At 65.1% G+C, this 13,169-nt stretch carries 13 protein-coding genes and 2 pseudogenes; 11 read left to right on the top strand and 4 right to left on the bottom strand.

Going from position 1 to position 13,169, the window contains the following annotated elements; translation table 11 throughout:
* The first annotated feature begins 234 nt into the window (after positions 1-234).
* From ACSFBC_RS25340 to ACSFBC_RS25290, 11 genes and pseudogenes are all read left to right on the top strand, one after another.
* Positions 235-1,308, top strand: a complete 1,074-nt coding sequence (locus ACSFBC_RS25340) for a carbon-nitrogen hydrolase family protein (RefSeq protein ID WP_435513097.1) — start codon at positions 235-237, stop codon at positions 1,306-1,308.
* Positions 1,301-2,353, top strand: coding sequence for a molybdopterin-dependent oxidoreductase (locus ACSFBC_RS25335; protein ID WP_435513096.1), 1,053 nt, complete (start codon positions 1,301-1,303; stop codon positions 2,351-2,353). Before ACSFBC_RS25340 ends, ACSFBC_RS25335 begins: the two co-directional genes overlap by 8 nt.
* Before the next feature lie 118 nt (positions 2,354-2,471).
* Positions 2,472-2,756, top strand: a pseudogene (locus ACSFBC_RS25330) (SLC13 family permease); the annotation flags it as partial.
* A gap of 40 nt (positions 2,757-2,796) precedes the next feature.
* Positions 2,797-4,479, top strand: a complete 1,683-nt coding sequence (gene mdcA / locus ACSFBC_RS25325) for a malonate decarboxylase subunit alpha (RefSeq protein ID WP_435513095.1) — start codon at positions 2,797-2,799, stop codon at positions 4,477-4,479.
* 14 nt (positions 4,480-4,493) lie between these two features.
* Positions 4,494-4,826 (top strand): malonate decarboxylase acyl carrier protein, encoded by a 333-nt coding sequence (gene mdcC, locus ACSFBC_RS25320; protein WP_435513094.1) that lies wholly within the window; start codon positions 4,494-4,496, stop codon positions 4,824-4,826.
* Positions 4,823-5,701, top strand: coding sequence for a biotin-independent malonate decarboxylase subunit beta (locus tag ACSFBC_RS25315; protein WP_435513093.1), 879 nt, complete (start codon positions 4,823-4,825; stop codon positions 5,699-5,701). The genes mdcC and ACSFBC_RS25315 overlap by 4 nt, the downstream gene beginning before the upstream one ends.
* Positions 5,702-5,715: 14 nt before the next feature.
* A complete protein-coding gene (locus ACSFBC_RS25310) occupies positions 5,716-6,417 on the top strand; it encodes a biotin-independent malonate decarboxylase subunit gamma (RefSeq protein ID WP_435513092.1) in 702 nt (233 codons plus the stop codon).
* 27 nt (positions 6,418-6,444) lie between these two features.
* Complete coding sequence (gene mdcG, locus ACSFBC_RS25305) at positions 6,445-7,110, top strand: malonate decarboxylase holo-[acyl-carrier-protein] synthase (protein ID WP_435513091.1); 666 nt, start codon at positions 6,445-6,447, stop codon at positions 7,108-7,110.
* Between the two features lie 13 nt (positions 7,111-7,123).
* Positions 7,124-7,987 carry a triphosphoribosyl-dephospho-CoA synthase MdcB gene (mdcB, locus tag ACSFBC_RS25300; RefSeq protein ID WP_435513090.1) on the top strand — a complete coding sequence of 288 codons (864 nt, stop codon included), beginning with the start codon at positions 7,124-7,126 and terminating at the stop codon, positions 7,985-7,987.
* On the top strand, positions 7,984-8,889 hold the full coding sequence (locus ACSFBC_RS25295; protein WP_435513089.1) for an acyltransferase domain-containing protein: 906 nt from the start codon (positions 7,984-7,986) through the stop codon (positions 8,887-8,889). Before mdcB ends, ACSFBC_RS25295 begins: the two co-directional genes overlap by 4 nt.
* Positions 8,890-9,005: 116 nt before the next feature.
* Positions 9,006-9,185: pseudogene (locus ACSFBC_RS25290) on the top strand (acetyl-coenzyme A synthetase N-terminal domain-containing protein); the annotation flags it as partial.
* Between the two features lie 87 nt (positions 9,186-9,272).
* Here ACSFBC_RS25290 and ACSFBC_RS25285 read toward each other — a convergent pair.
* The 4 genes from ACSFBC_RS25285 to ACSFBC_RS25270 form a co-directional block, all read right to left on the bottom strand.
* Positions 9,273-9,395, bottom strand: a complete 123-nt coding sequence (locus tag ACSFBC_RS25285; RefSeq protein ID WP_435513088.1) for a hypothetical protein — start codon at positions 9,393-9,395, stop codon at positions 9,273-9,275.
* 414 nt (positions 9,396-9,809) lie between these two features.
* On the bottom strand, positions 9,810-10,784 hold the full coding sequence (locus tag ACSFBC_RS25280; RefSeq protein ID WP_435513087.1) for a tripartite tricarboxylate transporter substrate binding protein: 975 nt from the start codon (positions 10,782-10,784) through the stop codon (positions 9,810-9,812).
* A gap of 18 nt (positions 10,785-10,802) precedes the next feature.
* The gene (locus ACSFBC_RS25275; protein WP_435513086.1) at positions 10,803-11,195 is read right to left on the bottom strand and encodes a cupin domain-containing protein; all 393 of its coding nucleotides are present in this window, start codon (positions 11,193-11,195) and stop codon (positions 10,803-10,805) included.
* Between the two features lie 1,125 nt (positions 11,196-12,320).
* The gene (locus ACSFBC_RS25270; protein WP_435513085.1) at positions 12,321-13,124 is read right to left on the bottom strand and encodes a DeoR/GlpR family DNA-binding transcription regulator; all 804 of its coding nucleotides are present in this window, start codon (positions 13,122-13,124) and stop codon (positions 12,321-12,323) included.
* Between the last annotated feature and the right edge of the window lie 45 nt (positions 13,125-13,169).

Below are 13,169 nucleotides of genomic sequence, written 5' to 3'. Positions count from 1 at the left end.
GCAAATGGCGGTCAGGAAATTCGCAACCCTCTGTGCGCAGATCCTCCATGGCACCAGCGTAGGCGGCGCGTCCACACGGCGCGTTCGGCTTGAATGGGCGATTGCCATTCGCACGGACTTGCCTTGAATGGATGCACTAGAAAGCTTCACGAGCTTAGATCCAGTGGAGCCGGCAAAAACGCACCTCTCATTGCATTTTTCGTGCATCTGTGTGGCCGTACCGGCAACTATCCTATGAACCTCAGCAACGCACAGCGAGTACCTGAAATGAGTTCATTGCCCCGGGTGAAGGTTGCCGCCGCCCACGCAGCGCCGGTGCTGCTCGACAAGACCGCGACGACCGAAAAGGCCGTGTCCATCATCAAGGAGGCCGCCCTTCATGGCGCGCAGGTGATCGCGTTCCCGGAGACGTACATCCCCGCGTTCCCAGTCTGGGCGGCCCTGTGGGCACCCATCTACAACCACGATCTATTCGAGGTGATGGTCGAGAACAGCGTCTACCTGCCGGGGCCCGAGGTGGCCTTGATTGCCGCGGCCGCCAAGCGCTTTGGCGTGTGCGTATCGATGGGCATCAGCGAACGCAGCACCGTCAGCTCCGGATGTATCTGGAACTCGAACATCCTGATCGGTGAAACGGGTGAGTTACTGAACCATCATCGCAAGCTGGTGCCGACCTTCTACGAAAAGCTGGTCTGGGCTGCAGGAGACGGACAGGGGCTTCGCGTGGCCCAAACGCGTTTCGGGCGCATCGGCGGCTTGATCTGCGGCGAGAACACCAACCCGCTCGCGCGCTTCTCGCTCATGGCGCAGGCAGAGCAGATCCACGTTTCCAGTTGGCCGCCAATGTGGCCCACGCGCAAGCCTTCAGGAGGCGGAAATTTCGACAACGTCGCGGCAAACCGAATTCGGGCATCCGCCCATTCATTCGAAGCAAAGGCCTTCGGAATTATCTGCGCGAGCTTCATGGACAAGGCGATGCGTGACTTTCTCGTGGATCGCGACCCGGCCGTGGCAGAGGTGGTCGACGGCACGCCCCGCGCCGCATCGATGTTCGTGGACCCCACCGGCACGCAGATCGGCGACACGCTTCAGAACGAGGAAGGGATCGCCTATGCCGAGTTCGACCTGAACAAGTGCATCGAGCCAAAGCAGTTCCATGACGTGGTGGGCTACTACAACCGATTTGACGTCTTCTCTCTGGGTGTCGAACGCCGCCGCCATGAGCCTGTTGCATGGTCGGGGCAGGCAGATCCGCAGTTTCCTCGGCTGCTCGACGATGAGATGACTGCCGGGGTGCTGGATGAATAGCGCCGCGTTCCTGCCGCCGCTGCCCGAAGGCGCGGAGCGATCGGTCGTCACTGGCCGATGCCCGGGATTCCATCTTAGGCCGCCACCCGCCCCCGCGGGGCTGCGTGACTTCATCACCGCCGATGCACAGCTCTTCGAGACCATTCACATGTGTTCGGTCGAAGTTGATGCGAGGCGCTGGCGTCTGCAGGTAGACGGGCTCGTCCGCAGGCCTTTCTCCATCGACCTGGACGGACTCCGGCGGCTGCCATCGGCCTGCATCACCGCATTCCACGAGTGCTTTGGCAGCCCCCTGGTCCCTGCTGACGGCAACCTTTGGCGGGTAGGCAACGTCCGCTGGACGGGTGTGCCGCTGGCTGTGCTGCTGGAGCACGCGCAGCTCGAGACGGGTGCCACCCATGTCTGGTCAGACGGGCTCGACAGCGGCGAGTTCGGCGGCCGCAAGATGAATCGGTATTGCAAGGATCTGCCGATTTCGAAAGCGCTGTCGCACGAGGTGCTTGTGGCCTACGAGATGAACGGCGCACCCCTAACCCGCGAGCGTGGGGGTCCGGTCCGGCTGGTCGTGCCAGGTTGGTTTGGCACCAACATGACCAAGTGGCTCTGCCGGCTGTCGGTCCAAGCCAGGCGCGCAACCTCGCCCTTCACAACCGTCTGGTACAACCGCGACAGCGAGCACGAAGGTAAGGTCATTCAAGAACCCGTGTGGGCCGTCGAACCCAATTCGCTGATCACTCATCCCGCGCCCGGCGACACCGTCTCCACAGATGATGTGGAAGTCAAGGGCTGGGCCTGGAGCGAGAACGGCATCAGCGGCGTAGCTCTGAGCGCCGACGGCGGGGCAACCTGGCAGGAGGCCGAGGTCCGGCCTCGACGAGAATTCGAATGGCAGCAGTTCGCGGGGACGCTTCCGCTGCCGCGAAAGCCCGGTCCGATGAGCATCGTCGCGAGAGCTCGGAATGCCGATGGATCGATTCAGCCACTGAACGGGACGCGAAACGCGGCCCACTCAGTCCGGACTCAGCGGGTTCTATCGGTAACGTGAACAGTCACCTCAACATTCTTAAACGGCGCGCGCGAGATGGCCGCGGCGACATTGACTGTCTTCAGGCGCTGGGTCCTGCGCGAGCAGATGTCCATTCGCAATATCGAAAGGTGTAAAGGCCCGGCTGCTGTGCTTCGTCGGCGCAGTGGTTTCGGGTTTTGCCTGGTCGACCGCCGTGCTCGGTTCGCTGATCCCGCTGGCGGCGCCCTTCCTGCAGGGCGATACAGGGGTCGGCGGCGTCAGCGCCATCGGCTTCATCCCGTTCTCGACCAATGGCGCGCTGGTGCTCGCCAACGCCACGGGCGTGGACCGCGACGTGTTCTTCCGGCAGCTGATGGCGTCTGGCGCCATCTTGACGCTGGTGGCTCCCGTGGTGGTGTGGCTGCTCTTCGTGGTGCTCTGAGGCACCTCCGTTTCGATCGACTTTCAACCCCCCTCCTCTCATGACCCCCAGTTCCTGGACCTCCAAGGCCGACGACCGCAACGCCCGGCTCGCGCGCGCGGCCGCTGCGCTCGGGATGCGGCTCGCCGGCAAGCGTGTCGAGACCGAAGCCATCGCCACCCTGCTCGAAGCCGTGCTCGCGCCCGGCGACCGTGTTTGCCTCGAGGGCAACAACCAGAAGCAGGCCGACTTTCTCGCGCGGGCCCTGGTGCAGATCGATCCGCAGCGCATCCACGGCCTGCACATGGTGCAGTCGGTGCTGGCGCTGCCGGAGCATCTGGACGTGTTCGAGAACGGCGTGGCCGCCCGGCTGGACTTCAGCTTCTCGGGACCGCAGGGCACGCGGCTGGCCAGGCTGGTATCGGCCGGGCGCATCGAGATCGGGGCCATCCACACGTACCTCGAACTGTTCGCACGCTATTTCGTCGACCTCACGCCCAAGGTCGCGCTGGTCGCGGCACAGGCAGCGGATGCAGAAGGCAATCTCTACACCGGCCCCAACACGGAAGACACGCCGGCCATCGTCGAGGCCACGGCGTTCTCGGGCGGCATCGTGATCGCGCAAGTCAACGAAATGGTCGACGGCAAGACCACCAAGCTGCCGCGCATCGACATTCCCGCCGACTGGGTGAGCTTCGTCGTCAAGGCGCCGCGGCCGAACTTCATCGAACCGCTGTTCACGCGCGACCCGGCGCAGATCAGCGAGGTGCAGATCCTGATGGCGATGATGGCGATCAAGGGCATTTATGCCGAGTACGGCGTGCAGCGCCTGAACCACGGCATCGGCTTCGACACGGCGGCCATCGAGCTGCTGCTGCCGACCTATGCCGAGTCGCTCGGCCTGAAGGGAAAGATCGGCAAGCACTGGGCGCTCAACCCGCACCCGGCGTTGATACCCGCCATCGAGGCGGGCTGGGTGGAGTCGGTGCATTCCTTCGGCTCCGAACTGGGCATGGAGGACTACATCCGCGCGCGCTCCGACGTGTTCTTCACCGGCCCCGACGGCAGCTTGCGCAGCAACCGCGCGTTCTGCCAGGCGGCGGGCCACTACGCCTGCGACATGTTCATTGGTTCAACCTTGCAGATCGACCTCGACGGCAACAGCTCCACTGCTACGCTGGGCCGCATCGCCGGCTTTGGCGGTGCACCCAACATGGGCGCCGATGCGCGCGGCCGCAGGCACTCGAGCCCGGCCTGGCTCAAGGCCGGACGCGAGGCGCGTGCCGGCCGCACCGGCGCCGCCGGCACGCCGCGCGGGCAGAAGCTGGTGGTGCAGATGGTCGAGACCTTCCGCGAGCACATGCAGCCGGCCTTCGTCGACCGGCTCGACGCCTGGACGCTACAGGAGCAGGCCGGCATGGACCTGCCGCCGATCATGATCTACGGCGACGACGTATCGCACATCCTCACTGAAGAGGGCATTGCCAACCTGCTGCTGTGCCGCAGCGACGCGGAGCGCGAGCAGGCCATCCGCGGCGTGGCCGGCTACACCGCGGTAGGCCTGGCGCGCGACAAGCGCGCGGTCGAGAACCTGCGCGACCGCGGCGTGATCCGCCGGCCGCAGGACCTGGGCATCGACCCCCGGCAGGCCACGCGCAACCTGCTGGCCGCACGCAGCATGCGCGACTTGGTGCGCGCCTCCGGCGGCTTGTACCAGCCGCCCAAGCGCTTCAGAAACTGGTAGCAGGAGATTCAACGATGAGCGACGTTCCCGCAGGGCTCGAAACCCTGGACTTTTCCTTTTCCGGCGGCCAGCCGGCCGGTGTGTTTGCGCCGGTGCTGGTCGGCGTGGTCGGCTCGGGCAACCTCGAGGTGCTGCTCGAGCCCGCCGGCGGCAACAGCTGCGCGGTGCGTGTTGAAACCTCAGCGCGCGGCTTCGGGCCGATCTGGCAGGCCGTGATGAAGGACTTCCACGCGCGCCATCCGCTGGCCGGCCTGCGCGTGTCGATCAACGACATGGGCGCCACCCCCGCGGTGGTGAGCCTGCGCCTGGACCAAGCGGTGGCTGAGATCACTGGAGGCCGACCATGATCAGCTATGCCGAATGCTCGGCGCGCGAGCGGCTGGCGCTGCTGCTCGACTCCGGCAGTTTTCACGAATGGCTGCCTCCGAGCGAGCGGGTCACCAGCCCGCATCTGGCGCAGCTCGGCGTGCCCTGTGCGTTCGACGACGGCGTGGCGATCGGCCGTGCGACGCTCGACGGCCACGAAGTCTTTGTGGCCGCTCAGGAAGGTGCTTTCATGGGCGGCGGTGTCGGCGAGGTGCACGGCGCCAAGCTGGTCGGCCTGCTTCAGCGTGCGCTGCGCGACCGGCCGGCGGCCGTGCTGCTGCTGGCCGAATCGGGCGGCGTGCGATTGCACGAGGCCAATGCCGGACTGATCGCGGTGTCGGAAGTGATGCGCGCCCTTCTCGACGTGCGCGCCGCCGGCATCCCGGTCGTGGTGCTGATCGGCGGCGCCAACGGCTGCTTCGGCGGTATGGGCATCGTGGCGCGCTGTGCCGACCACATCGTGATGAGCGATGCCGGGCGCTTGGCGATGTCGGGGCCCGAAGTGATCGAGGCATCCCACGGCGTCGAGGAATTCGATTCGCGCGACCGCGCGCTGGTCTGGCGCACGACCGGCGGCAAGCACCGCTGGCTGACCGGCGATTGCGACGCGCTGGTCGAAGATGACGTCGCGGCATTTCGCGCGGCAGCTGTCGCGGCGATCGATGTGTCGAAGCCTTTGACCCTCGCGGTGCTGGAGGCGGAGCACACATTGCTCATGGCGCGTCTGCACGCACTGCCCTCCGATACCGCCGGCCACGATGAAGCGACGCTGCTCTGGAGCGCACTCGGCATCGCCGACGCGCAGCAGGTGCCTGAGCTGCCGGTCGAAGCCGTGCGCGCGCTCCGCGTTCGCTAACCGAGGAGCATCACATGCAATGGAATTCCCTTGTCACCCAGCTCTTCGGCTCCTACCACGGCATGCGCGCGGACGGCGATTTTCTTCGAGGTGAAGTGATTTTCGAGGACGAACCGCTCACAGTGATCGGCACCACGAATCATGCGCCCATCGGGGTCAGGCTCGCGCTGGCCCAGGCTCGTGTGGTGCTTGACTCGGTCACGCGGCATCCCGGCCGATCGATCCTGCTGCTGATCGACACCCAGGGCCAGCAGCTGCGCCGACGTGACGAGTTGCTCGGGATCAATCGTGCGATGGCGCACCTTGGCGCGAGTATTGACCTGGCTCGGCGCCGCGGCCACCGCGTGATCGGCTTGGTGTACGACCAAGCGCTGTCCGGAGGCTTCATCACCTCGGGGTTGATTGCCGACGCCTGCTACGCGCTTCCGGAAGCCGAGATTCGCGTGATGCGCATCCCCGCCATGGCCCGCGTCACCAAGCTGCCGGAAGAAAAGCTGACTGCCCTGTCGCAATCCAACCCGGTGTTCGCACCGGGCGTGCAGAACTATGTGGCGATGGGCGGCGTGCGGGCGCTTTGGCAGGGCAACTTGCAGGCCTGCCTCCGCGAGACGCTGGTCGATACGCCGACGGAAGACCGGCGCGCGCAGGACGGCGCCGAACGGGGCGGGCGCCAGCTTGCCGCCGCCGTCGTTCAGCGTGTGCTGGACGCCGCGTGAACCTCGCCTGAACGTCGAATCGGCACCATGGTCCCTTTGCGCCGCCATCAACTCGTCCGGCTGTCCGAGGCGGGCTGGAACGCCGTTTTGCTCCAGCCATGGGACAGGCAGGCACGCGAGTGCCTGACGCACTGGGCCACACATCAGCTTCCACTGGTGGTGGCGCGTCAAACCATCGATGCCGCCGCCAGCGGATCAATCGCGCTCGGTCTGCCCTCACCCGCTCGCTGGGACCGGCGTCGGCTGGCGTTGCAGGTGCCGCGCAGCGCAGTGCTTTTCTTTGACGAGTTCCCGCGCCTGGCCGAGGTGTACAGGCTGCTGCCGCCGTCGACGCGGGCGCCCGTGCGCAATCTGCTCGCGCGGCTCGACGCATGCCATGCGACAGCGCACGTATTCGGCAGCTACGGCTGGCAAGCGATCAGCGGTCTCGCGCACGTGCGGCCCGGGTCCGACCTCGATCTGTTGGTCAGCGTCGAAGGGGCGGCGCACGCGGATGCGGTTGCGCATGTGCTCCAGTCCTTCGGCGCCATGCGGCCTGCCCCGGACGGCGAGCTCCTGTTCAACGACGGCTCAGCGGTGGCTTGGCGTGAATGGAACGAGTGGCGCGCCGGACGCGCGCGGGCCGTGCTGGTCAAGCGGCTCGATGGCGTGAGCCTGCAACCGATAGTGCCGGGTGCGGGCAAGTCGACATGACGGAGCTGCCCGAATGAAAAGCTCCGCCCGCTCCCTGCAGGCGCAAGCGCCGCTCACGCCGTCGATGATCGGGCGCGCCGCCACGCTCGCGCTCTACGACGAACTCTCGCTGTCGCCGAAGCCCGGTCTGGTTACGTTGATCGACCGCGGCAGCCACGACGACATGGACGCGCACACCTTCATGCGCAGCCTGTTCTCGCTGCGCCGCTACTTCGTGCAGATTGCCGAGGCCGGCGCTGAAGGCGCTGATTTTCCGGTGCTCGAACGGCATGGCATTGCGGCTGAGGCGCGCATGCTCGCCGCCACCGGCGGCGTCAACACCCACCGCGGCGCGATCTTCATGCTCGGCCTGTTGTGCGCCGCAGCGGGCGCTGCACTTCAAAAGCAAGGCGGCGCATTGCGCCCTGCGGGTTTGCGCGATGCGCTGTGCCGTCACTGGGGCGATGCGCTGGCCAGTCGCAACCAGAAGCCGTCCGCATTGCCCGGTGGCATCGCTGCGCGGCGCCACGGCCTGCGAAGCGCATCAGAAGAGGCGGCGTTGGGTTTCCCGGTGCTGTTCGAAACAGCCCTGCCGGCATTGCAGCGCGCGCTGGCCCTTGGTCTCACGGCTCGCCAAGCCCGGCTCGATGCCCTGTTCCACATCATAGCGGTGCTGGACGACAGCAACCTGGCGCACCGCGGCGGTCTTGCAGGCCTGCGTGGCGCCCAACGCGCGACCCAAGGCTTCCTGGATCGGGGAGGCATCGCACGACCCCGAGGGCTCCGGGAAGCGCAGGCCATTGCAGACGATTTCGTGCGGCAGCGGCTGTCGCCCGGCGGCGCGGCTGACACGCTCGCCGCTGCCTGCTGGCTCCAGCGCGTGTGTTTGGCCCCATGAGCTACGCGCTGCTTTTTTCCGGCCAGGGTACGCAGCACCCCGCCATGCTTCCCTGGCTGGCGGACGACGCCATCGTGCGCGGCATGTGCGCGCAGCTTGGCATCGGCGATTGGCGCAGCGCGCTCGCCGATCCGGAGTGGGCCGAGCGGAACAGCAATGCGCAATTGCTCCTGACGAGCCTTGCGTTGGCAGCCTGGGCGCAGCTCGCGCCCCTGGTGCCACCGCCGGCTGCGGTCGCCGGCTACAGCGTCGGCGAGCTGGCCGCCTTCAGCGCAGCCGGCGTCATCGATCCCGGCGCGGCGACAGCGCTCGCGCCGCAGCGAGCCGAGGCAATGGACCGTTGCGCCGCGCATGCGCCCGGTGGCTTGCTGGCTGTCAGCGGCCTGCCAGAGCAGAGCCTCGAGCAGTTGCGCATCGAAGCGGAACTCGAGTTCGCCATTCGCAACGGCAATGCCAGCGTGGTTCTCGGCGGCCCCTTTGCCGCGCTGGATGAGGCCGAGCGCATGGCCGTGGCAGCCGGCGCGCACTGCGCGCGTCTGCGGGTCAACGTCGCGTCCCACACGCCATGGATGCGCGAGGCCGCAAAGAGCTTTTTTCAGACCCTTGCGCAGGTGCCTTTACGAGCGCCTCGTGTCGTGCTGTTCAGTAACACGGGGGATCGCATGCGCGATGCGAGCTCTGCCCGCGCGGCATTGGCGGCCCAGATCGCCCAGACGGTTCGCTGGGACGAATGCATGGAAAACATCATGGAGCGCCAGGTGAGCTGCGTGCTGGAAGTGGGGCCGGGCCAGGCGCTGGCGCGCATGTGGAACCAGCGCTATCCCACCGTTCCGGCACGCGCCTGCGACGACTTCCGCAGTGCCGCGGCCATTGCAGCCTGGTTGAACAGCCATGCGGACTGATGAACCAGTCCGCTCGGCGTCTTGAATCGAACAACAGGAGGTCCATCGTGACTACCAAAGAACCCTCAACCGCTTTCGTTCCCACGCCGGAGATGAAGGATGCTCACGTGTACGGCATGGCCGCGTACGACAAGCTGGTGGCCGAGGCGGAGGCCGACTCCAGCGGCTACTGGTCGCGACTTGGGCGCGAGTTGCTGAGCTGGAAAACGCCGTTCACCAACGGGCTCGACGACAGCCAGGCGCCCTTCTTCAAATGGTTCGAGGACGGCACGCTCAACGTGTCCTACACCTGCCTCGTCAAACTGACAGCTCCGGCTTGCTCATCCAGCAGGCAGCACATTTCGTGAGGCTCGAGGCGGCGCTCACCAGGTGGCAGCGGCCCGCTAGCCCTCGTGCAGCACCTCGACGGACGGCCAGCGCCCCTCATGCACCAACGCAAGCATGGTGCGCCGCAACTGCGACGCGGTGTGGCGCACGCCGGTCGCGTGGCGTCGCGCCTGGCTCACGTTGACCGACCAAGATCGCGTGGAGCCCGTCGATCGGCGCTGCGCTGAGCCCTTCCATGGCCGGGTCTCGTGCAACGCACAGTAGGGCATGGCCGTGAAGCCCAAACCCTCCTTGACCAGCGCCCCTCTCAGCTTGTAGGTGGAGCATGGCCGCCATGCCTCGTGGCGCTCCTACAAGATCGGTGTCGGCCAAATGCTCAATCACCAGCACCCGCGATCACGCGGCGCTTGCTAGCCGGTGAGGCCGCACTCGACCCGCCCATCCCTGCGGGGCCGCGCAGCCTGCCACATCATTGTGGACGTCCTCTCGATTCAGCCGGCTGATGCTCGACTTTCTGTATCGCAGGCACGCGCAACAGGACCGACGCGCCCCAATGCCCTATGCGCCGGCCGGCACGCGGGGCTGACGTCCTTTCAGTCGAGGACGATCCTGCGATCGGTCACGAGCTTCTTCATTTGGCCGATCTGTTCCTTGACGTAAGCGTCGAACGCGGTCGCCGACATGGGATTTGCTTCCGCGCCCATTGCATCCAGTTTCACTTTGATGTCTGCGCTCTGGAGGGCAGCGTTTGCTTCCTTGTTGAGCGTGTCCACGACAAGCTTTGGCGTACCGGCAGGCGCGAGCAGCCCGAACCAGGGATCGAAGGCGTAACCCTTCACGCCGGACTCGGCGATCGTCGGGAGCTGTGGTAGAAGTGTCGCCCGCTTCGCGGTGGTGACAGCGACCGCTCGAAGCCGGTTGTCCTTGACCATCGGCAGTGCGCTGGAAATCGGGCAGAACATCATGGTGACTTCACCTTTCAAAACTGCGTTCACCGCTTCCGGGATGCCCTTGTAGGGTATATGTTGGATCTCGGTTTCCGTCATCGCCTGGAACAGCTCGGCCGTGAGATGCGTGGCGCTCCCCACTCCTGCTGACGAGAACGTCAGTTTTTCCTTGCTCGACATCGACGCCCGGATGACACCCGCGACCGTTTGAACAGGAAACGAGGGGGAAACAACCAAGATTTCAGGCACCAGCGCGCCGTACGCCACGCCGGTGAACGCCGTTGCCGTGTCGTATGGAAGCTTCTTGTACAGAGCCGCGGTGGCCGCGTGGCCCGCTGAAACCATGAGAAGCGTGTAGCCGTCGGCTGGACTCCGTGCGACAGCCTCGCTAGCCACAATCGCACCCGCGCTTGGCCTGTTTTCTACCGTCACCGGCTGCCCGTAAGCCGCAGTCATCTTGAGCGCGATGAACCGGGCCAGCGTGTCGCTCGGACTGCCTGCCGAGAAGCCCAACAGGATCCTGATCGGCTTGGATGGGAACGCCGCCTCGGATTGCGAGAATGTGAGGCCGGGGGCGAGCAGCGCGCTGCTCGCCACGAACGCGCGGCGGGTCAAATGCATTGGAAACTCCTGAGTGGATTACGCGGACGGCAGCCAGTCCCCGCTGGCTTCGAGGAAGTCGTAGTGGGCTCCGCTTTGGACAAGCAAATAGCGGCACGGTATGGCACCTGCATTTCGCAAACGGTGCACAACGCCCATGGGGATCACGCAATGCTCGCCTTCCCGCAAGATCTGTACCGACGTCGTCTTCCGCCCCACGTCCGCCACCTCGAATGACACTTCACCCTCGAGGCAGAAGCACCAATCGGTCAGGTGCGTGTGCGTGTGCCATCGCACATGCTGGCCCGGGGCAACGTTGAACTCGCGCGCCTGAACGCGTGGGCCGCTGGCCAGGAGTTGTATCCCGCTTACCTCATGCTTCGGCGATGCATTGCCGCCTTTCAGCGCGGTAGTGGGGGATTGAGAGTCCATCGTCATATGTGGTCCTTCAACACAAGGTACCACGCACGCCAACCAGGGCGCAAAGCGTGTTTTCGCACTCGACTTTGCAATCGTGCAACGCCGTCGGCGATGCCGCTCGGGTTCAACTCAGGGCCGCTGATCTGCAACTGACATCGGCAGCGTGTGGTCGACGTCGCAACGAATCTCCTCGTAGGCATGCCTTCCGAGGTTGCAGATCAACTCGTTGCGTGGTACCGCGAGCAGGCCTGAGATGGCTTCGTGCTGCTTCCGCCTTACATACCGGGCGCAGCCGATCGATTCGTTACACGGGTTGTGCCGGAGCTGCAGGCACGGGGAGCCTTTCGTACCGCATACCCAGGCACGACGTTGGGGGGAATACTTTGGGACTGTCAGTTCCCGCAGGCTGTTGATTCAACATCTCTCGCTTCAAGCCCGGCAATCCGCACTGCGAGACACCGCGTGCATCGCATGAGCACCTGTCATGCACTGCGGAGTTCGCCGGGCTACGCTGCGGTGTCCTGCCGCCCCACTCGATGGTTTCCGAGAGCCGTAAACCGGCATGAATGCTTGCTTTGAGGGGTCGGGATATCGTACTTTACCGTCGCTTTTACCGTCATTGCGCCTTTGGGTCATGGTGCACCCGATGAGGCCCCCTTACGTACGATCGCATTTACTGAAGCAAGACTGTGCTCTTGTTTGAAGCCTACAACCCCAGTCCAGAGTTACGCCAGTCAGCTTCAGGGAAGGCCCATTGGTGCCCAGCGTGAACTGCCCCAGCCGTTCATCGCGCCCACGGCGGCTCGCAGCATCTTCAGCTCCCTGAAGGCTGTAGCCCCAATCCGCCAGAGTGCCAGAGCGAACCAACACTCCATTGGTCGAGGCAATGCCCGAACAGCCAGGCCAGAGAGCCTGCGCTATGCGGCCGAGCACCATGAGCAGTCCCTGTCACGCTCCATATGCGTGCAGCTCAACACCCTAAACATAACGGACATTCGCGCGACGAAATGAATCTTCAGACTGCCTCGCGACTCTTCCCAATGCGCCGAGAGCTCGGTCTTCGGGTCTTCGGGTCTTCGGGTCTTCGGGTCTTCGGGTCTTCGGGTCTTCGGCAGTGTCGCGATTTTCGACTGGCGGCTAATGTCCATTCACTTCGGGGTGCGCAACCAAGACCTCCACGCCTGCTTGCTCCAGCGAACGCCGCACCTCATCGCTGATGCCATCGTCGGTGAAAACGCGCGCGACCTTGTCGAGATGCGTGATCCTGAAGATTGCTTGCGCCTTAAACTTTGAGGAGTCGACGAGGACATTGACGGACTGGGCCGCGTCCACAAAGGCTCGATTCATCACTGCCTCCTCGGGCGTCAGCATGCCGATGCCCCCGGTCGCGGAGATCCCGTGGACGCCGAGGAAGACCGCTCTGACCGTGATGTCCTCGAATGCGCCTGTTTCGAGGCGGCCCACACTCGTCATCTTCTGAAAGTCCACGGTGCCCTGCAGGAGGTGGACCGTGGCGTTTCTGCTCTTGGCCAGCTCCATCGCGACGGTCAGTCCGTTGGTGACGACGTGAAGGTGGTGATGACCTCGCAGCGCTTCCGCGAGGTGCCTGCACGTGGTCCCGCCGTTGATCAGGATGCAATCGCCGTCCGACACTGATTGCGCGGCCAGCTCCGCGATGGCTCGTTTCTCGCGGGAGTTTTCCCTCTCGCGCTCCGCGTAGCTCACGCTCTCGTAGCGCGCCCAACCCTCTGCATAAACCTCGTTGCCGGGAATCGCGCCCCCTCGCGTGCGGGCCAGCACGCCGCGCTCCTGCAATTCGATGAGGTCACGGCGGACGGTGATCGGAGAGGTCTGAAAACGCTCCGCCAGCACGCTGACTTCGACGACGCCACCCCCTTGCAACAGGGCGACGATTTCTTTCTGGCGAGCTGCTTTGAGCATCTGTTTTCTTGAATTTCAGGACGGTTTGACGCGCCGTGTGCGCGC

The organism is Variovorax frigidus (assembly GCF_051216515.1).
Taxonomy (GTDB): domain Bacteria; phylum Pseudomonadota; class Gammaproteobacteria; order Burkholderiales; family Burkholderiaceae_C; genus Variovorax.
Note: the sequence above shows the minus strand (reverse complement) of the source record. Positions and strands in the feature narration are given on the sequence as shown.